Source organism: Prevotella mikamonis (genome assembly GCF_055381405.1).
On sequence record NZ_AP035785.1, the window covers coordinates 1,205,494 to 1,226,447 of the forward strand.

At 46.8% G+C, this 20,954-nt stretch carries 19 protein-coding genes; 10 read left to right on the forward strand and 9 right to left on the reverse strand.

Annotated elements, in window-relative coordinates; genetic code table 11:
• Window positions 1–234 precede the first annotated feature (234 nt).
• The gene (locus tag ACZ42L_RS05230) at window positions 235–1,443 is read right to left on the reverse strand and encodes an MltF family protein (RefSeq protein WP_464716828.1); all 1,209 of its coding nucleotides are present in this window, start codon (window positions 1,441–1,443) and stop codon (window positions 235–237) included.
• An 88-nt stretch (window positions 1,444–1,531) separates the two neighbouring features.
• On the opposite strand from ACZ42L_RS05230, the gene hisG reads away from it, so the two are divergent.
• The 6 genes from hisG (at window position 1,532) to ACZ42L_RS05260 (ending at window position 7,036) form a co-directional block, all read left to right on the forward strand.
• Window positions 1,532–2,383 (forward strand): ATP phosphoribosyltransferase, encoded by an 852-nt coding sequence (gene hisG / locus ACZ42L_RS05235; RefSeq protein WP_464716829.1) that lies wholly within the window; start codon window positions 1,532–1,534, stop codon window positions 2,381–2,383.
• Between the two features lie 7 nt (window positions 2,384–2,390).
• On the forward strand, window positions 2,391–3,680 hold the full coding sequence (hisD, locus tag ACZ42L_RS05240; protein WP_464716830.1) for a histidinol dehydrogenase: 1,290 nt from the start codon (window positions 2,391–2,393) through the stop codon (window positions 3,678–3,680).
• A gap of 35 nt (window positions 3,681–3,715) precedes the next feature.
• Entirely contained in the window at window positions 3,716–4,756 is a 1,041-nt protein-coding gene (hisC, locus tag ACZ42L_RS05245) for a histidinol-phosphate transaminase (RefSeq protein ID WP_464716831.1), read from the forward strand.
• Window positions 4,757–4,869: 113 nt separating this feature from the next.
• Window positions 4,870–6,435, forward strand: coding sequence for an acyl-CoA carboxylase subunit beta (locus ACZ42L_RS05250; RefSeq protein ID WP_464701257.1), 1,566 nt, complete (start codon window positions 4,870–4,872; stop codon window positions 6,433–6,435).
• Window positions 6,436–6,456: 21 nt separating this feature from the next.
• Window positions 6,457–6,606 carry a hypothetical protein gene (locus ACZ42L_RS05255; RefSeq protein ID WP_197421711.1) on the forward strand — a complete coding sequence of 50 codons (150 nt, stop codon included), beginning with the start codon at window positions 6,457–6,459 and terminating at the stop codon, window positions 6,604–6,606.
• A gap of 4 nt (window positions 6,607–6,610) precedes the next feature.
• Window positions 6,611–7,036: a biotin/lipoyl-containing protein gene (locus ACZ42L_RS05260; RefSeq protein ID WP_464716832.1), complete on the forward strand. Its 426-nt coding sequence runs from the start codon at window positions 6,611–6,613 to the stop codon at window positions 7,034–7,036.
• Between the two features lie 79 nt (window positions 7,037–7,115).
• Here ACZ42L_RS05260 and panD read toward each other — a convergent pair whose 3' ends face one another.
• Both panD and panC read right to left on the reverse strand, forming a co-directional pair.
• Window positions 7,116–7,457: an aspartate 1-decarboxylase gene (gene panD, locus ACZ42L_RS05265; RefSeq protein WP_464716833.1), complete on the reverse strand. Its 342-nt coding sequence runs from the start codon at window positions 7,455–7,457 to the stop codon at window positions 7,116–7,118.
• 2 nt (window positions 7,458–7,459) lie between these two features.
• Window positions 7,460–8,311 carry a pantoate--beta-alanine ligase gene (gene panC / locus ACZ42L_RS05270; protein WP_464716834.1) on the reverse strand — a complete coding sequence of 284 codons (852 nt, stop codon included), beginning with the start codon at window positions 8,309–8,311 and terminating at the stop codon, window positions 7,460–7,462.
• A 162-nt stretch (window positions 8,312–8,473) separates the two neighbouring features.
• On the opposite strand from panC, the gene ACZ42L_RS05275 reads away from it, so the two are divergent.
• The 3 genes from ACZ42L_RS05275 to ACZ42L_RS05285 are packed head-to-tail and all read left to right on the forward strand — an operon-like array spanning window position 8,474 to window position 10,907.
• Complete coding sequence (locus ACZ42L_RS05275; protein ID WP_464701834.1) at window positions 8,474–9,286, forward strand: glycogen/starch synthase; 813 nt, start codon at window positions 8,474–8,476, stop codon at window positions 9,284–9,286.
• Window positions 9,287–9,327: 41 nt separating this feature from the next.
• Complete coding sequence (locus ACZ42L_RS05280) at window positions 9,328–10,764, forward strand: DUF4270 domain-containing protein (RefSeq protein WP_464716835.1); 1,437 nt, start codon at window positions 9,328–9,330, stop codon at window positions 10,762–10,764.
• 8 nt (window positions 10,765–10,772) lie between these two features.
• Complete coding sequence (locus ACZ42L_RS05285) at window positions 10,773–10,907, forward strand: dehydrogenase (protein ID WP_464701269.1); 135 nt, start codon at window positions 10,773–10,775, stop codon at window positions 10,905–10,907.
• A gap of 166 nt (window positions 10,908–11,073) precedes the next feature.
• Here ACZ42L_RS05285 and ACZ42L_RS05290 read toward each other — a convergent pair whose 3' ends face one another.
• Window positions 11,074–11,781, reverse strand: coding sequence for a TetR/AcrR family transcriptional regulator (locus ACZ42L_RS05290; RefSeq protein ID WP_464716836.1), 708 nt, complete (start codon window positions 11,779–11,781; stop codon window positions 11,074–11,076).
• A 157-nt stretch (window positions 11,782–11,938) separates the two neighbouring features.
• Between ACZ42L_RS05290 and ACZ42L_RS05295 the strand changes: the two genes are divergently transcribed.
• Complete coding sequence (locus ACZ42L_RS05295) at window positions 11,939–13,102, forward strand: hypothetical protein (RefSeq protein WP_464716837.1); 1,164 nt, start codon at window positions 11,939–11,941, stop codon at window positions 13,100–13,102.
• Window positions 13,103–13,287: 185 nt separating this feature from the next.
• On the opposite strand, the gene ACZ42L_RS05300 is transcribed toward ACZ42L_RS05295, so the two are convergent.
• The 5 genes from ACZ42L_RS05300 to ACZ42L_RS05320 form a co-directional block, all read right to left on the reverse strand.
• Window positions 13,288–14,634, reverse strand: a complete 1,347-nt coding sequence (locus ACZ42L_RS05300; RefSeq protein WP_464716838.1) for a citrate/2-methylcitrate synthase — start codon at window positions 14,632–14,634, stop codon at window positions 13,288–13,290.
• 12 nt (window positions 14,635–14,646) lie between these two features.
• Window positions 14,647–15,828 carry an NADP-dependent isocitrate dehydrogenase gene (gene icd, locus ACZ42L_RS05305; protein ID WP_464716839.1) on the reverse strand — a complete coding sequence of 394 codons (1,182 nt, stop codon included), beginning with the start codon at window positions 15,826–15,828 and terminating at the stop codon, window positions 14,647–14,649.
• Window positions 15,829–15,842: 14 nt separating this feature from the next.
• Window positions 15,843–18,110 (reverse strand): aconitate hydratase, encoded by a 2,268-nt coding sequence (locus ACZ42L_RS05310; RefSeq protein WP_464716840.1) that lies wholly within the window; start codon window positions 18,108–18,110, stop codon window positions 15,843–15,845.
• A 152-nt stretch (window positions 18,111–18,262) separates the two neighbouring features.
• Entirely contained in the window at window positions 18,263–19,540 is a 1,278-nt protein-coding gene (locus ACZ42L_RS05315) for a DNA recombination protein RmuC (RefSeq protein ID WP_464716841.1), read from the reverse strand.
• On the reverse strand, window positions 19,531–20,823 hold the full coding sequence (locus ACZ42L_RS05320; protein ID WP_464716842.1) for an MATE family efflux transporter: 1,293 nt from the start codon (window positions 20,821–20,823) through the stop codon (window positions 19,531–19,533). Before ACZ42L_RS05320 ends, ACZ42L_RS05315 begins: the two co-directional genes overlap by 10 nt.
• Window positions 20,824–20,954 lie beyond the last annotated feature (131 nt).

The following is a 20,954-nucleotide window of genomic DNA, read 5'->3' on the forward strand; positions in this document are numbered from 1 at the left end:
GAAATGCTGCCAAGCCCATTCAGCAACACTGCCAAGGCCCTGCAGAAATCTCAGAAAAATGCAGTCTGATACACATAAAGGCTATTTTGAGCAAAAAAGTAGCTGGAAAGATTTGCAAGTTAGAAAATTTAGCTTATCTTTGCAAACGTTATCCTGAAAACAATCTTTTTACCTTAAAGAGACTAATACCTATTGAAGATTTGGAGCGGTTGCCTGTGAAGGTTATCGCTTTTTTTATATCTGGAAACGATTCCTTCTTTTCGCCTTCTTCGGAGTAGCTCCCACGGACATTCCGCCCATAGAGACGTCACCTCCGGCAACTCCCCTATACTGCGCCCATCGCATTCTGATACGGTCGACATAGCCCACCGTCTCCGACCCACGCATATACCCATGCTTCACCACGGCGTCGGAATAGTAAGCCGGCGTACTGAGTTTCAACACGAATTCGCGCACGTCGGCCCAACTATAAGGGTTGCGGCCATACTTCCGTGCCAGTGCCATCGCATCGCGAATATGAAACGAACCACCATTATAAGCCGCCAATACAAAGAGAGTCTGTTCCATCGGATTGCGCACATCGCGGAAATGCTGTCGCAACTCGGCGATGTATTTACACGCCGCTGCGATATTGGCTTCCGGCTCGAAGAGCTGCGATTGCGGCAGTCCGAGATGGTTGGCTGTCCCCGGCATAATCTGCATCAGTCCGCAAGCACCGGCCCACGAGCGAGCCTGCGGGTCGAAAGTAGACTCCTGATAACACTGGGCGGCGAGCAATCGCCAGTCCCACCGACACAAAGGAGCATAACGCCTGAAGTACACATCGTAGTGGGAGATGACGCCACTACTGCGATTGAGCATCGGACTGTAGACCCGACGCGTAATGCTACGCGTAGAAAGCGCAAAATCTTCCTCGCGCCTTACCTCGGCTATCAGCTCCGGCTTGAACCACCGATTCAGCGTATCGGCCAGCTCTCGACTGTCCTCCCGCACAGCCCATTGGGTTTTGGCCGAATCCACACCGACACCGCAATATATGATATCACGACGTGTTTGAGGCAACTGGAAGGCCACCAAGTCGCCGTCGCCATTCCTCAATCTGGAAATCAGCTCGGCCGTATCCTTACACACTTCCACACGCAACGACACGCCTACCTTCTCGGCAAACTTCTCACAAAGCAGGTATTGCGTACCAAACCCACGGCCATGATAATCGTAATAAGTTTCCGGCCCACTGAGCGTGAGCATAATCATCTCGCCATTGTTCACCATGTCGCTGAACGTAAACGAAGATGCCACGACAGCTGTATCACCCCCCAAGACCGTTCCCCAAGGAGTAAGTTCAGGCTTCTTCGACTCCTGGCATGACGCCAAGACAAAACATAGCGCTGATACGAGAAAGAATACGTATTTCAACCTAAATTTTATGAGTTTATGTACCATATTAAAAAACGGCACAAAGTTAAGATTTAATTTGCACATATCCTTGGAAATAAGTAAATTTGCCTAATTAATTGAATAAGAATAATATATGTTACGAATTGCCGTACAATCCAAAGGTCGTCTCTTTGAAGATACAATGAATCTTCTGTCGGAGGCTGATATCAAAATCAGCGCAAGCAAGCGCACCCTCCTAGTACAGTCGTCCAACTTCCCATTGGAAGTGCTTTATCTACGCGACGACGATATTCCTCAAAGCGTGGCAAACGGTGTGGCCGACATAGGCGTGGTCGGTGAAAATGAATTCGTGGAACGAAATGAGAACGCACAGATTATTTCCAGGCTCGGATTCAGTAAGTGCCGCCTCTCCCTGGCTATTCCTAAGGAATTCAAGTACACCGGCCCCGAATGGTTCAACGGGCGCAAGATTGCCACTTCATACCCCCATATACTCGGAAAATTCTTACACGAGAAAGGCATACAGGCCGACATTCACGTGATTACCGGCTCTGTGGAAATCAGTCCGGGCATCGGTTTGGCCGACGGAATCTTCGACATTGTCAGCTCAGGCAGCACGCTCGTGAGCAACAACCTGCGCGAAGTTGAAGTCGTGATGAAGAGCGAAGCACTGCTCATCGGCAACTGGAAGATGGACGAGGAAAAGCATCAGATTCTCAACGAGATGCTGTTCCGCTTCGAAGCCGTGCGCTCGGCGCAAGACAAGAAATACGTCATGATGAATGCCCCCAAGGCTAAGGTGAAAGAGATAGCGGAAGTATTGCCCGGCATCAAGAGTCCTACCATCATCCCATTGGCAGACGACGACTGGTGTTCTATCCACACGGTGCTGGAAGAAAAACGCTTTTGGGAGATTATCGGCAAGCTCAAGGAGCTGGGAGCGCAAGGCATCCTCGTAAGCCCCATAGAGAAAATGATTCTATAAGCAGACAATGAAAATATATAAGTATCCTACCATTTCTGAATGGACAGAGATAACTGAGCGTCCGCATTTGGACGTCTCGAAGTTGAACGACATTGTTGCCGGCGTACTGAGCGACATCAAGCAGCGTGGCGACCAGGCTGTCAAAGAGTATGAACAGAAGTTCGACCATGCCACACTGGAGACATTGGCTGTGAGCAAAGAGGAACTCAATGCAGCTGAAAATCTCATCGATCAGGAGCTGAAAGACGCTCTCGTATTGGCCCACAGCAACATTGCGAAGTTTCATCAGGCACAAACTTTCAAACCGGAAAAGATTGAGACATGCCCTGGAGTTACCTGCTGGCAGAAGGCAGTAGCCATCGAAAAGGTCGGACTTTATATTCCGGGAGGCACAGCTCCCCTCTTTTCTACCGTGCTGATGCTGGCCACTCCGGCCAAGATTGCAGGGTGCAAGGAGATTGTACTATGCACACCGCCCGACAAAGACGGTAAGGTGAATCCTGCCATATTGATGGCTGCATCTATAGCCGGAGTCAGCAAGATATTTAAAATCGGTGGTATCCAGGCCATCGGAGCAATGGCCTACGGCACGGAGAGCGTGCCAAAGGTTTACAAGATATTCGGTCCGGGTAACCAATACGTGATGGCTGCGAAGCAACAAGTGAGCCTTCACGACGTGGCCATCGACATGCCGGCCGGGCCATCGGAGGTTTGCGTCATTGCCGACGACAAGAGCAATGCGGCCTTCGTTGCTGCCGATTTACTGTCGCAGGCAGAACACGGCGCGGATTCGCAAGTCATCCTCATCTGCACAAGTGAGCGGAAACTCAATGCCGTGATGCAGGAAATCGAGATTCAACTGGACAGACTACCCCGTAAGGAAGTAGCTGCCAAGACGCTGGAGAACTCCAAACTGGTGCTAGTCCGTAACACAGACGAAGCCATAGAGCTGAGCAATGCCTACGCGCCGGAGCACCTGATACTCTGCACGGAAGACTATAGGACATTGGCCGAGAAGGTAGTCAATGCCGGAAGTGTGTTCATGGGACAATACGCCTGTGAAAGTGCGGGCGACTACGCCAGCGGTACGAATCACACCCTACCGACTCACGGATATGCCCACGCCTACAATGGTGTGAACCTAGACAGCTATAACAGGAAGGTAACTTTTCAGGAACTGACGCCCGAAGGAATCCACTCGATAGGCAAAGCTGTGGTTTGCATGGCCGAAAACGAGCAACTGGAGGCCCATGCCAACGCCATGCGCGTCAGGCTACAAGAATTGGGAGAGCTATAAATCAAGATTGCAAGCACCCGTAAGAATAGACATTCATGAAAGAATTAAGAGAACTCTGTAGAGAGAATATTTGGAATTTAGCTCCGTACTCCAGTGCCAGAAACGAGTATTCCGGACATCAGGCACATGTATTTCTGGATGCCAACGAGAATCCATACAACAAACCATTCAACCGCTATCCAGACCCTTTGCAGACCGAACTGAAGGAGAAGATAAGCAAGGTGAAAGGTGTGCCCACGCAATGTATATTCCTCGGCAACGGCAGCGACGAGGCCATAGACCTCCCCTATCGAATCTTCTGCCGGCCGGGAATAGACAATGTGGTGGCCATAGCGCCTACATACGGCATGTACGAAGTATGCGCAGATATCAACGATGTAGAATATCGCTCGGTATTGCTCGACGAACATTTCCAAATATCGGCAGAAAAACTACTCGAAGCAACTGACAAGAATACCAAATTGATTTGGATTTGCAGTCCGAACAACCCGACTGGCAACAATATTGACAGAGAAGAAATCATCAAAGTCATTACCCACTTCGACGGAATCGTAATCGTGGACGAAGCCTACAGCGACTTCTCCAGTGCAAAGTCCCTCCGCTCCGAACTGGCAAGTTATCCCAACCTCATCGTACTCAACACCATGAGTAAGGCATGGGGATGCGCTGCCATCAGACTGGGCATGGCCTTTGCCAGTCGGGAAATCATCGACCTCTTCAACAAAGTGAAGTATCCCTACAATGTCAATCTGCTGACCCAACAGCAGGCTATGGAAGCATTGAACGATGCTTTCGAGGTGGAAAAATGGGTGAAGACTATCTTGGCAGAACGCAACAGAATGTGCATGGCTTTCAAGGAGCTGCCTATCTGCAAGACTGTCTACCCTTCAGATGCCAACTTCTTCCTTGCCGAAATGGATGGAGCACAACAGATTTACGACTACTTGGTTGCTAAGGGAATCATTGTCAGAAACCGTACCAAGGTGGTATTATGCAACAACTGCCTACGAATTACCGTAGGGGCAAAGTCTGAAAACAACGAACTGTTGGCAGCACTACGCGTCTATGGACTCTGACACAGAATGAATGTAACATAATTTACAAGTACGGATTTCCGATATTCAATAAGTTTTAGTAACTTTGTACCCAATATACAATTCCGAAAATACAAAAATACATAATTATATTTATGAGTAAACAAGTTGAAAAAATCAAAGAGCTGATTGCCAAACGTGAGCAAGCTCGCTTGGGCGGTGGTGCCAAAGCTATCGAGAAGCAACATGCACGTGGCAAATATACGGCACGCGAGAGAATAGATATGTTGGTAGACGAAGGAAGCTTCGAAGAGTATGACATGTTCAAACTCCATCGCTGCCACAACTTCGGCATGGAAAAGAAGCAGTACCTTGGCGACGGTGTCGTTGCCGGAAGTGCTACCATCGACGGCCGACTGGTATATCTCTACGCCCAGGATTTCACCGTTAACGGTGGTTCACTGAGCGAGACAATGGCACAGAAGATATGCAAGGTCATGGATATGGCAATGCAGAACGGTGCACCGGTTATCTGCATGAACGACTCTGGTGGTGCTCGTATCCAGGAAGGCATCTCTGCCCTAGCCGGATATGGCGAAATCTTTGAGCGCAACATCTTGGCCAGTGGAGTTATCCCACAAATCAGTGCTATCATGGGTCCATGTGCCGGCGGTGCGGTATATTCTCCTGCATTGACCGACTTCATCACCATGACCGAGAATACATCTTATATGTTCTTGACCGGGCCTAAGGTAGTGAAGACCGTTACCGGAGAAGACATTGACGCTGAACACTTAGGTGGTGCGAGCGTTCACGCTACCAAGAGCGGCGTTACCCACTTCACAGCCAAGACTGAAGAGGAATGCCTTCAGATTATCAAGACACTGTTGAGCTATATCCCAAGCAACAATACAGAGGAAGCACCGCGTGTAGAATGCACTGACCCAATAGACCGTAAAGACGACCTATTGAATGAGATTATACCCGACGATCCCAATAAGGCATACGACATGTACAAGGTAATTACTGCCGTGACCGACAACGGTGAGTTCTTCGAGGTACAGCCTAAGTTTGCCAAGAATATCATTACAGGTTTCGCACGCTTCAATGGTCAGAGCGTAGGTATCGTTGCCAACCAGCCTTCAGCATACGCCGGAGTGTTGGATGTAAATGCCAGTCGCAAGGGAGCCAGATTCGTTCGCTTCTGCGATGCCTTCAATATTCCAATCGTATCATTGGTAGACGTACCCGGATTCTTGCCCGGTACAGGCCAGGAGTACAATGCTGTTATCCTGCACGGAGCACAGCTGTTGTACGCATACGGAGAAGCTACAGTGCCAAAGATTACCATCACACTGCGCAAGAGCTACGGTGGTAGCCACATCGTAATGGGCTGCAAGCAACTCCGTGCCGACTTGAACTTCGCATGGCCTTCTTCAGAAATCGCCGTTATGGGAGCAAGTGGAGCTGTTGCAGTGCTTTGTGGCAAGGAAGCCAAAGATATCAAAGAGGCAGGAGGTGACGTCAAGGCATTCCTCATGGAAAAAGAAGATGAATACACGGAGAAGTTTGCCAATCCTTATCAGGCAGCACAGTTTGGCTACATCGATGATGTCATCGAGCCTCGCAACACACGCTTCCGTATCTGCCGCGGACTGGCACAGCTGGCTTCCAAGAAGCAGAGTCTGCCCGCCAAGAAGCATGGTTGTATGCCTATGTAATTTCAAGTAACGAGGAAAAAAATGGATAAAAACGTATATGCAGCCATTGCACTTGCCTTGTTTGAATACCAAGGCAACAACGTGCATGATAAAGAGCCGGGCATTATAACCATCAAGCCCAAACAAACGCTATGGAATGCCAAGTTCCTGAGTTTCACCGCAAAACCGTAAAAAGATGAAAGAATTCAAATATACAATTGATGGCAAGGAATACAAGGTTGCCATCGGCGACATTGAGAACAACATTGCCAACGTCACAGTCAACGGCGATGCGTATCAAGTAGAAATGGAACAGGAGCAAGAGCCCAAGAAAGAGAAAGTGGTTCTGGGCAAACCTGTACAGGAAGAAACTGAATCTTCTGCCACTCCTACAGCCAACGTGAATACCGCCAACGCCATCAAGGCACCGCTACCCGGTACCATTACAGCCATCAACGTGGCTGTAGGCGACGAGGTGAAGGCCGGCGATACGGTCGTAGTATTGGAAGCTATGAAGATGGCCAACAATATAGAAGCCGAAAAAGACGGCAAGGTTACAGCCATCTGTGTAAAGCAAGGACAGGCTGTCCTAGAGGAAGATGCCCTGGTTGTGATAGAATAATCACAGCCGCCCGACTATAAAAAAGGGATGACTTGCTTGCGCAATGTCATCCCTTTTATGTTTATAACAAGTGAAAAATCTATACCTTATTATTCTCCGGAAACACTACTTTAGGTTTAAAGGTCTTGGCTTCCTCAAAATCCATCAGTGCATAGGAGATGATAATGACCACATCGCCTACCTGAACCTTGCGGGCCGCCGCTCCATTCAAACAGATACAACCACTTCCGCGCTCACCTCTGATGATATAAGTTTCAAAGCGTTCACCATTATTATTGTTCACTATCTGAACTTTCTCGCCCACTATCATACCGGCAGCATCCATCAAATCTTCATCAATCGTGATGCTCCCCATGTAGTTAAGATTGGCTTCCGTCACCTTAACACAATGAAGTTTGCTCTTTAATACTTCTATCAGCATGCTTACGAACGATATTTAATATGATCAATCAAGCGGATGGGAGTCTTTCCGCAATTCACTGTAATACAGCCAACTACATACGGACTTTCTTCCCAAGAGCCGACCTCTTGCAACGTATTGCCATCTACAATCTCAAAATATTCCACATCCAAGCCTTCGACCTCATTGATGGCAGACACCACATACTCATGAATCTCGGCCACGGTCTTGCTTTCCGACAGCTTCACACTCTCAGCCAAAGCCTTGTAGATAGCCGGTGCTATGGTGCGCTCATCGGCTGCCAACAGCGCATTTCTACTGCTCATGGCCAATCCGTCGGCCTCGCGAACAACAGGACATTCTACGATTTCAATGTCACGCCCCATGTATTTCACAAGCTGTTTCACCACAGCTATCTGCTGCCAGTCCTTTTCTCCGAAGTAAGCGCGGGCGGGAGTGGCGATATAAAACAATCGGCTCACCACCTGGCATACCCCATTGAAGTGTCCGGGACGCTTCGCCCCCTCCATCACTGTAGACACCGGCGGAAACTCAAAGTGGCGCTCGTCGGGAACAGGATACATCTCCGACACCGATGGAGCAAATACATAATCAGCCCCACTCTCTTCAGCTATCGCGCAATCAGAGTCCAATGTACGCGGATAACGCTCCAAGTCGGCAGGGTCATTAAACTGTGTTGGATTCAAAAAGACAGAAACAACGGTTACGTCATTGTCGGATGCCGACCTCCTGATGAGCGACGCGTGGCCCGCATGGAGAGCTCCCATCGTAGGAACCAGACCAATACTCTTATCCTGTTTACGCACTAAAAACAACTCATTCTGAAGCTCAACTACCGTATGAAATACTTTCATTGCCTTAAAATTTAATCACCGCAAAATAACAACTTTTTTCTTAAATGAGAAAGAATATTATTAAAAATATGCCAATAAAACATAGAATTGCGTGTTTTAGAAGTAAGCCCACCAAGAATGTGAAGGATTTTTTGTACCTTTGCAAGGTATAAATTTGATTTTATGGCTAAAAAAGTATTATTCATAAACCAAGAAATTGCGCCCTACGTAGCAGAATCCGAAATGTCTATCATGGGAAGAGACCTCCCACAAAAAGCCCAGGAGAGTGGTTTCGAAATCAGGACGTTTATGCCCAAATGGGGAAACATAAACGAGCGGAGGGGACAATTACATGAGGTAATACGCCTTTCGGGAATGAATCTTATCATCGACGATACCGACCATCCGCTGATTATCAAGGTGGCCTCTATCCCGACATCCCGCATCCAAGTCTATTTCATTGACAACGACGACTACTTCTTGAAGCGCCAAATGACAGAAGATGAGGACGGTACAGAATATCCGGACAATGGCGAGAGAGCCATCTTCTTTGCCCGCGGTGTACTCGAAACCGTCAAGAAGCTGCGCTGGTCGCCCGACATCATCCTCTGCCAAGGATGGATGGGAGCTGTCATTCCACTTTATATCAAGACTGCCTACCACGAAGAGCCATGCTTTGCCAATACCAAAGTCATCACCTCGCTCTTCCAAAGCCAACTGAAAACCGATCTTGGAAAGAACTTCAAGAGCTGTGTAGAATTCCGCAGTGCAAAGGCTGCCTTGCTGAAAAACTACAACGAGACATTCGACTTCAAGGAACTGGGCAAGCTGGCCATCGACTATAGCGATGCCGTTATCGAGGCCGGTCCGAATGTGAACCAAGAGCTGCTCGACTATGCCAAGGACAAGAAGATAGACATTCTGAACTATCCGGGAGAGGATTATTCAGCTGCATATACAGATTTCTATAATAAGATTTGTCCCTCAGAAGATTAATCAGGGACAAATCTTAAATACTAATTCACAGAATAAGAAGTATGAAATTCAGGATTTTTGCAAGTGCAATTCTTGCTGCTTTCATGATTACCGCATGCGATAGCACTACAGACGAAATCGGAACATCACTCAGCAACAATACCAAAGACCAGATAATTGTATCTACCGATACGTTTCAGGTGACCACACGTTCGGTCGCAGCCAATAGCGTTCTCTCGCGTAGTTCGTTTGGTGCATTGGGTAAAGTCAAGGATACGGAGACCGGTTCTTATGTTACCGGCAACTTCATGACGCAGTTCCATACCTTGGAAAATTTCAAACTCCCTGCATTAGACAGCATCGTCAGCAAGACAGACGGACTGGCTTATGCCGACTCATGCGACATCAGGCTGTACTTTGACGATTTCTACGGCGACTCATTGGCTACCATGAAAGTACGTGCCATGGAGTTGAAGACGCCCTATAAAGAAGGAGTCGACTATTATTCGGACTTCAACCCCGAAGCTAACGGCATGGTTCGCAGCAACGGGATTAAAGTAGACAAGGCATACACCATCACCGACTTAGGACTCTCAAAAGGCGAGCGCAAATCAAAAGAGTATTTCAAGCATATCAAAATAAGTCTGAACGACCCATACACAGGGGCAGATGGCAAGACCTATAAAAACTTCGGTACATACGTCATGCAAATGTACTATGCGCATCCTGAATACTTCAAGAACTCATACAAACTGATTCAGAATGTCATTCCGGGATTCTATTTCAAGACTCAGAGCGGCCAAGGTTCGATGATGTATATCTATGCGAGCTTGATGAATATCTATTTCAAAGCCAAGGATTCCACCACCTATGTCGGCTCTACCCGCTTTGCCGGCACTACCGAAGTATTGCAGTCGACCGAAATCTCCAACGAGAATACCGCCCCACTACTTGCTGACAAGTCGTGTACTTACCTGAAGAGTCCTGCCGGTATCTACACAGAGATGACCCTGCCGGTAGAGAAAATCATGCAGAATCATGAACGAGACTCCATCAATACGGCCGAAATCGTATTGCAACGTCTCAACAATACTACGACAAGCAAATATACCTTTGATTTCCCCAAGGAGTTGTTGCTCATACCTGCCGACAGTCTGGCATCGTTCTTCAAGAACAAACAGGTGACCGACTCAAGGACTTCGTTCCTCACAGTGGCCGACACGAAGCAAATCAATAATACGACTTCGCGCTACACGAATACATATACGTTCCACAACATCGGTTCGCTCATCAAGAAGATGTACGACAACAAGAAGGCTGGAAAGGCGTCGGCCAACTGGAACAAGGTACTCATCATTCCGGTAAAATCTACCACCGTGACGGCCAACAACACGACAGTCATATCGGGCATTTACCATGACATGACGCTCAAGAGTACAAGACTCGTGGGAGGAGACACGCCCATTAAGATAAACGTAATCTACAGTAAGTTCAAATAGCGCGTCCCATGGCTGACAACTTCTTGGAACGACACCGACAGGAGTATGAGAAAAGAAAGGCAGAGTGGCTTCGCAAGAAGCGGGGACTGCCCCGCCTGAAATCCCAGGGAGGCATTGCCAGAGCCGAAGACGAAGCACTGTAGTTTACTGCAAAGCCACGGCATCTTTGCTGCCAAGGCCAAACAGCAACGCTGCAAAGCCTCAGCAGTAATGCTGAAAAGCCCCTGCACTCATTCCATATAGTTAAATCAATTTTCAAACATAGCGCAAGCGGGTGTGCCAAATGGTACACCCGCTTTTCTTAGTTACCTACAAAGTCACACATCTGTCAATCACATCTTGGCTGACTCCCTCTCGTTTCAACCGCTCTGCTATTGCAGCTTTCTCATTCCGCACATCATCGTATCGATAAATCATGCGTCCCAAAGTCTCTATGGCATGCTCTATGCGCTCCTGTCCCTCCTCGCTCTTCACGTCAATACCTGAGAAAAGGGAACGGTCACGATGCAAGTTGAGATAATAGACACCACCGATAATCAAAGATGAAATGGCAGCAATGTCGATAGCAGAATCCTTGAAACGCTCCTCGAAACTCCTTACCAGAGGCAACGTGTGCATCTCGCGCAGCATCGCCGTTCGCTTCGTCGTTTCATTTCCTTCGGCTATTTCCCAGCGCAGAAGTTCAAGCATGACGGATCGATCCACCAATGCTTTCCGTACCTCTTTGAATATACTCACGTATCCAGCCTCGGTATTGCTTGGAAATTGACTTCCTGCAACCACGTCCTTAAACCAATAGTCATACTCTTTTACGAAGTCGTCAAAGAATTCATCAAGATTATGATAACGATTATAGAACACAGGAGGTTCTATCTTTGCCTTCTTCATCAAATCCGTGACAAGCATTGCTGAAAATCCTTTCTTCTTGATGAGAGCTTCCGCCGACTTGATAATATCAGCTTCCAAATCAGCTTTCGTTCTTCTATATCGCTTGGAACTATTCTTCTCCATCAGCATATCATATAATTATAAGAAATATATATAGTATAAAATCTATTGCAAATATAAAGAAATTAACCGAAACAGAAAAAATCATTATATCATAAAAGTTATTTTATATAATAAATATTGTATATTTGCACAACGTATAAACATTTTAAAATAAAACAGCTATATGAAGAATCTATTGAAGACCACCTTAATGGCACTTTCTGTCTTGCTTTTTTGTGTCTTGACTTCATGCCACCACGATGACGAAAATGAGTTCCAGGTATTCTATGATCATCCTGAGACCATCTCTGAGACCATATTTCAACAGCAGGTTATAGGAAAGGCTTGGTATCACTACGAGAGCCATGAAGTGCTTGCCGACGGTAGCATAAACCCGGCATCCTACTACTCTGCCGACAAGACTCTTGTCCATGCTGCATACAATTTCATATCTCCAGACTCTGTCTGCTGCTATATCCAATCACACTCCAAACCAGACGTGGGCTATCTTCTAAACAAATACCACTATGATGCTTCACACAATATGATTGACATCCAAGCCTCCAATAACATCAAAATACTCTCTCTGAAAGGCAACCGGATGGTTGTACTCAGAGCGGAAGGAAGTGATACGCATCTTGTGAGTGTCTACACACGTATGACTGCGGAAGACATGAAGTATTTCACACAGCACTATACCTATGATTTCAATGCCAAGGGCTGGTTGAAAATAAGTGTTGATGAGGGAGAAACTAAAGTAGATGGCACTGTCTTTGAGTTTGATGTACCCGACTATAACGGCTCGTTCAAAGTACTCACACCCAACGGTTCCGACCGCGTAAAGGTAGAAATAGCAGACAAGCATGTCAAGTTGACGCTTCTGAAGAACGGGGTAGACATATCGGTTACCGATGGTACGAGCACCAAGAGTTTGTGGTTGTGGTCGGAAGATAAATCGCTTATGCCTCAAAACGAAATCTATGCGTTGAGTCAAGACACCGTATGGGTGAATCAACAGGGAGAGTTGTTGCTGACGAAGGACGGTAGTGCAGCACATCCCTACGAACGGTTCAGCATCCAACCTATCCCCGGCAAGGAAGATGCAGCCCTTCAGCGTGCGGCAACGATTAGCATGGTCATGTTCTCCGGTACACCAGTAGAGAATCCGGGCGAACGCCATTACCGCGAAACAAGAGACTTGCTATGGACCGATTTCGTGTCAGCCGATGCACTAAAATCTATTGCCAAAAAGCCTGTTGATACCGACACCAAAGGACGAATTTGGCTTACTAACAAAAACAATGAGGTTATCCAGGTGCTCGACGTTCATTTCATCACGAAGAAATAGTTTCTCGAAATAAAAATCATAGAATTCCCAGCCATTAGAGTAATCCTGCTCTTCACACTGACTGGGATGGCCAAAGTGCCACTTTGAAATAGTAGGTGTGCATCTTTTTCCTGATTCTACCGATGGCCCTAACAAAAAAAAGGCGAGGAATGATTTTCCTCGCCTTTTCTCAATTATCACTAAGTTTATCGCTTGTCTATATTGATATACTTCCTTGTTTCCTGCACGCTACGGTAAGCAGGACGAATAATGCGCCGCCCTTCGTAGTTCAGCTCTTCAATACGATGTGCCGTCCAACCCACAATACGCGCCATTGCAAAGATAGGCGTATAGATTTCCTGTGGCAATCCTATCATTTCATAGATGAATCCGCTATAGAAATCGAGATTTGCACAAATGGGTTTCGTTGTTTTACGGAACGCCGATACGCATTTGATACCTTCCTGCTCCAACAGGCAAAGGAAATCATACTCATCAGTACGGCCTTTCTCCTTGGCCAACTCGCCTGCCAGTCGTTTCAACTCTACGGCACGAGGGTCGCTCATGGTATAGACAGCATGCCCGATACCATAAATCAGTCCCGTATTGTCGTACGCTTCTTTCTGCAACATCCGATTCAGATAAGTATCTATCTCGTCGATGTCTTTCCAGTCTTTAATCTGGTCTTTCAGGTGGTGGAACATATTAATCACCTTAATGTTAGCACCTCCATGCAATGGTCCTTTCAACGAACCGATACCGGCTGCGATGCTCGAATAAGTATCTGTACGGGTAGAAGACGTCACACGCACGGTGAAAGTAGAGTTATTACCACCACCATGTTCAGCCTGGATGATAAGCAACAAGTCAAGCATCCGCGCATCCAACTCGGTATAGTCGTGATGCTTCAGCATGTAGAGGAAGTTCTCGGCAATGCTCAAATTCTCATGCGGATGACGAATATTCAGGCTTCGTCCCTGCACCGAGTGGCGGTAAATATTGTAAGCATAGGCGATAATCGTGGGAAAACGGGCTATCAGTTCTATGCTCTGACGCATCAGATTATCACGACTTATATCATCGGGATTGGGGTCGAATGTGTACATTTCGAGTACGCATCGGGCCAGAATATTCATGATATTAGAGCCTTCCAAGTCTATGATATGCACGATGGTGCGATGATCTAGTGGCATATTATCATTGAGCAGTTCCTTGAAAGCCCCCAATTCCTCCTTATCAGGCAACTTGCCCGACAGAAGCAGGAAGGCTACTTCTTCAAATCCGAAACGCTTCTCTTTGAGCAGAGGTGATACCAAATCGTCGAGTTCATAGCCTCGATAAAACAGTTTTCCTTCAGTAGGTTGCAACTTATTATCTTCATCTCGCTCGTAACCGACAACGTTACCGATATTCGTCAGGCCCACAAGCACACCGCTGCCATCATCGTTTCGCAGGCCACGCTTGACTCCGAACTGGGCAAAGGCATCTTTATCTATCTTGCTGGAATTCTTTACTTCATCACTGAGTTTGTATATCAAATATTCTTTTTTCATTGTTTCATAGTTTTAAAGTGAGTCTATCAGCATATCACCGAATTCACGTGTACCAAGCGGTTTACCTGTCTCCATAAACTTAGCCAAATCAGTCGTGGCATATCCTTGGGCAAACAGATGCTCCAATCCTTGATTGATTAGTTCGCTAGCTTCCTTCCATCCCAGATAATCTAGCATCATCACTGCTGACAAAATAAGTGAACATGGATTCACAAGATTCTTCCCTGCTATGTCGGGAGCAATACCATGAGTGGCTTCAAAGATGGCATGGCCGGTTTGATAGTTGATATTTGCCCCTGGCGCAATACCGATACCACCCACTTGAGCAGCCAACATATCGCTCACATAGTCGCCATTCAGATTCATCGTTGCTATCACACTATAGTCTTCCGGTTTCAAGAGTGCATTTTGAAGGAAGGCATCACAGATACAATCTTTCACCACCAAAGCCCCACTCCTGAGTGCATCACCATATTCTCGTTCGGCCAATTCATAGCCCCAGTTCTTGAATCCACCCTCAGTAAACTTCATGATATTGCCCTTATGTACAAGCGTCACAGAGGGCAACTGATGTGCCAAAGCGTATTCGATAGCACTTCTTATAAGTCTTTCTGAACCTTCGCGGGACACTGGTTTCACCCCAAATGCTGATGTTTCCGGGAATCTAACCTTCGTTACTCCCATCTCGGCATGCAGAAACTGAAAGAATCTTTGAGCCTCAATGCTACCGCACTCCCACTCTATACCGGCATAAATATCCTCCGTATTCTCTCTGAAAATACACATATCCACCTTCTCCGGATGCTTTACCGGCGAAACAACACCCTGATAATAACGCACAGGACGCTGGCAAACATACAGATCGAGCGTCTGGCGCAAAGCTACATTCAACGACCGAATTCCACCACCTATAGGCGTCATCAGCGGTCCTTTGATACCGATAAGATAATCCTGAAAAGTATCTAGCGTTACCTTTGGCAGCCATTCTCCTGTCTGTTCAAAAGCTTTTCCACCAGCCAAGACCTCCATCCATTCGATAGCTCGCTTGCCCTGATAGGCCTTCTGCACAGCAACATCAACAACCTTTTGGCACACGGGCATCACTTCACCTCCTACACCGTCGCCCTCTATAAACGGCACAGTGACCACATGGGGCACATTCAATATCTGTCCTGTCTTACTTACTCTTGCCATATTCGACGTAGGATTTATGATTCTTCATTCAGTTTTGCATAGTTCAGTGCACTCCCGGCTTTAAACCAAGCCACCTGAACAGTATTATAAGTATGCTCGGCAAGAAACTCTTCCTGCGTTCCATCCTGATGTTTGACAATCACATGCAGTGGTCTGTCGGGAGCAAAGTCTGCCAGTCCGACTACAGACAGACGGTCGTCCTCGTATATTTTATCGTAATCAGCCTTATCAGCAAAGGTCAATGCCAGCATTCCTTGCTTCTTCAAATTGGTCTCATGAATACGGGCAAAGCTCTTGGCAAGCACCACTTTCACGTCTAAGAATCGCGGTTCCATGGCAGCATGTTCCCGACTAGACCCTTCACCGTAATTTTCTTCGGCCACTATGATACTCCCCTGGCCTGCTTCCTTATATGCTTTCGCTGCCGCAGAGACAGCCATATACATCCCATCCTGTTGACACTTCACATGATTACTCTCGCCGTTGAAAGCATTCACCGCACCCATCAAAAGGTTATCAGAGATATTCTGCAGATGCCCACGGAACTTCAACCACGGCCCAGCCATAGAAATATGGTCGGTCGTACACTTCCCTTGTGTCTTGATAAGCAATGGCAAGTCTGTGAAATCCCGACCATCCCATGCTGCAAACGGAGCTAACCTTTGAAGGCGATTGGATTGCGGATTGATGATTACTTCGGTGTTATTGTACTCGTCAGAAGGCGCTATAAAGCCTTTGTCTTTCACTTCAAACCCCTTGGGTGGGAAAATATAACCGGTCGGTTCATCCAACTTCACGATATTACCATTCTCGTCCAACAACGTATCCGTAGCAGGATTAAAGTCCAACCTACCTGCTATGGCCAAAGCTATTGTCAGTTCCGGACTACCGATAAAGGCGTATGTATTGGGATTTCCATCTGCCCTACGTCTGAAATTACGATTAAATGATGTCACGATGGAATTTTTCCGCTCGTTATCATCGGTATGCCTTTTCCACTGACCAATACATGGGCCACACGCATTCGTCATGATCACAGCACCAATTTTAGTAAATTCGGCCAGTATACCATCCCGCTCTGCGGTATATCGTATCTGCTCCGAACCAGGATTAATAATCAGCTGTGCTTTCACCGGAATATGTTTTTCAGCAACCTGTCGAGCCACACTTGCAGCCCTACACAAATCTTCATAACTGGAATTTGTACAGCTTCCAATGAGTCCAACCTCCACAATCGGGGAATAACCATTGGCCGAAACCTTCGCCTCCATTTGGGAAATGGGTGTCGCAGCATCCGGTGTGAACGGACCATTCAGATGAGGTTCTACTTTTGAAAGGTCTATTTCTATCAGTTGATCATAGAATTTTCCGGGCGAATCATACACCTCTGCATCTGCTCGCAAGTCTCCAGCACATTGCTGTGCAAGCGATGCTATCGCCTCACGCCCTGTATTTCTCAAGTAATCATCGGCTTGGGTATCAAATGGAAAGACAGAACATGTAGCACCAAGTTCGGCTCCCATATTACAGATAGTGGCTTTACCGGTAGTACTAATCGACTCCAGGCCATCGCCAAAGTATTCCAAAATAGAATTTGTACCACCTTTGACCGTCAACATTCCCAGTATCGTCAGAATCACATCCTTGGGAGATGCCCATCCAGAGAGTTTTCCCGCAAGCTTCACACCTATCAATCTAGGCATCTTGAGTTCCCACGGTTGAGCTGTCAACACATCCACTGCATCTGCTCCCCCCACTCCTACAGCTACCATCCCCAATCCTCCAGCATTGGGAGTGTGCGAGTCTGTACCTATTATCATCCCTCCTGGAAAAGCATAATTCTCCAATACTACTTGATGAATAATACCAGCTCCAGGCCCCCAGAAACCGATACCGAACTTTTGAGAAGCCGATTTTAAGAAATCATAGACTTCCTGATTGGTCTTCAGTGCCTGAGGTAAATCTTCTTGCACACCCACATCGGCACGAATCAAATGGTCGCAATGAATACTGGCAGGAACTGCCACACGACTCTTTCCGGCATTCATAAACTGCAATACAGCCATTTGGGCAGTTGCATCCTGCATCGCTACCCTATCCGGACGAAAGTTCACATAGTCCACCCCACGCTTATAAGGCTTCAAATCTTCATTGCTATATAGATGAGCAAACAACACTTTCTCGGCATAAGTAAGTGGACGGCGTATTTTTTCCTTCGCTTTCCGCACTCTGTCTCCATAAGAAGCGTAGAATGTCTGTAGCATTTCCATGTCTAGTATCATATCTTCTCGCTATTTATTCATTCGTTTCTGCAAATATACGAAAATAAAGTTATCTATAACTATATCTCCTGTTATTTCAACAATATGAAACAAACATTTGCCAAAAACTAAAAATATGTCGTATTATTATACAACACCAGACTTTTTGTCTACTATGCTTCGAGTTCTGCCACCGTCGTAGGAATAGGATGGGTTGCCGTCTCCTTCACCCCCAGCTCCTTCAGTTCATTTGCTTTCTGCACAATACTCTGCCTGCCCGTATAGGCCTTTTTATATGCCTCCGTATAATCATTGTGAAGCGTATCAATGTCTTTACCTAATTTATCAAACTTCTTAATGAAGTCACCAACACGCTTCAACATCTCCTCAGCCAATTCAAATGTCTTCTTCTGATTCTCTGTCTGCGAGTATTGACGCCATGCTATCTGTATGATTTTCAGAATAGCCATCAGGTTTTGTTGGCTGGTAATAAACACCTGCTTGTCGAAAGCTTCACTCCATAGCTTCGGATCAGTCTCTAAAGCCAGTTGCAAAGCCCCATCATAAGGCACATACATTATCACGAAGTCAATGGCTCTTCTAGGCTTCTTGATATACCGACTGTAGTCTTTCTTCACCAGTCCTTGGTATTGGGTACGGATGCTGCGCACCACTTCCTCGGCATATTTCCGCTTCAAGTCTTCATTTTCCTCGTTCATGTACTTCGAATAAGCCTCAATACTCATCTTTGCATCAATGACTACATCTTCGTTATTGGGATAATGGAGTATCACATCGGGAATCATACGTCGCCCACTGTCCTCATTCAATATCACCATACCCTTCTCGTCGGTAATCGTCTGTTGGATGTCATAGTCTATACCCAAGCGCAATCCCTGGCTATCCAAAAGGTTCTGTAGAGCCAATTCGCCCCACGAGCCTTGCGCCTTATTCGCCCCACGCATCACATTGGCGAGCCTTGTAGCCGTGGCATCTATCTTATCAGTATGCTCTACCATCGACTTCAACTGCTCCGACAGCGAAGCCGTATTCTTCGCTGTCTCCTGGTTAGTACGATGAATAGCCTGTTCCAGTTGGGCCATATTGTCTATCAATGGTTTCGTCAGGTGGCCCATAGACTCCATATTCTGCCCTTTCAATTTGTCCGTCGTCTGGTCCAATATTTTATTAGCAGCATTCACTAATTGCTCTCTCACCGTTTCCAACTGCTGATTCATCTGCTCCTGTCTCAGTACCGTTTCCTTCTCATTATGCTTCCGCTCCTCCTCCAGTTGGGTGGTGGTACGTTCCAACTCAAGCCTGACTCCATTGATTTCCTGCTGTTGCTGTATCTGAAAATTCATATACCTCTCTTTCTCCTTAGTCCGAAGCACGAGATAAGCAACGGATGCTCCTATCAACAAACCTATTAACAGATAAACTATTTCCATATTACTCTATTTATTTTTTTCAACCAAATATATTCTACTATTCCTCGGTTCATCAGATAGAGGATAAACGCCAACCAGAGTGCATGATTGCTCCAGACGCCCATTCCTGCAAAATAGACAACTAAAAACAGCACTGTCGACAAGAAAGAGGAGGTTATCATACCACGCGTTGCAGTCAACCCCACGAAGATTCCATCTAATATAAAAGCTCCGACACCGGCTGCCGGAATCAGTAAGGCCCATCCCAAATAACTGTCGGTCACAGCCAATACAGAAACATCGGAAGTCAGCAGACTGAGCAACAGATGTCCACCTACCATATATAATAAGGTGAACAGTACCACCATTCCACCTCCCCAGAAAGCCAACCTACGGCATAGTTCATCGAATCCGGCACGGTCGCGCTGCCCAAAGCTCTTCCCCCCAAGGGCCTCACCGGCAAAGGCAAAGCCATCCATGATGTAAGAGAACAGGGTGTAAAGTGTCATCAGCAATGTATTGGCCGACAATACCACATCGCCACTTCGCGCTCCTGCCGAGACAAAGAACAGGTTGACAGACACCAAAAATACGGTTCGAAGAAACAGATCCCGATTCACGGTGAAGAAGTTACCCGTCAGCCGCACACCCGTCATATATCGGCTCAGCCTCCCATATCGCATCAGCCAAATCAGCAAAGACAGCAAGAAGCCACTCCATTGGGCTGTCAATGTTCCCAGTGCCACACCTTCCAACTTCATGTCCATCCCTATCGCCAAGGTCAGACTGGCCACTATATTTACTACATTCTGGAAGACAGACACGAGCATCGGCACTCGCGTATTCTGCATGCCGATATACCAACCAGTCAGTCCATACAGTCCCAACATGGCTGGTGCGCCCCATATACATATCCTGAAATAGGTCTCGACAAACTGCCAAATTGCATCTGAGGGTTGAATAGCGACCAAAGCAAGGTGGCCGATAGGCCATTGGAGAAGAATGAGCAGGCAGCCCAATCCTACTCCTACAACCAGCGAACTCAGCCACAGTGTCATCACCTCCCCAAAATCTCGTCTGCCCAATGCCTGAGACGTCATACCGCTCGTACCCATCCGCAGAAATCCCAGCAGCCAATACATGACATTGAATATCATCGCCCCCACTGCAATAGCCCCGATAAGGGCCATGTCGCCGAGATGGCCCACAATAGCCAAGTCTACCATACCCAGCAGCGGAGCTGTGATATTAGAGATGATGGAGGGAATGGCTAATTGGAGGATACGGCTGTCTATCGGTTTCATTGTATTGCAAATATACACAAAAAAGCACCAAAATACAAATATAGCCTCCACTTATTTCAAACGAAAAGAGACCTGTCTCCCGACAAGTCTCTCACATACTTACTAAAACTAAATTAACCACTAAAAAAACT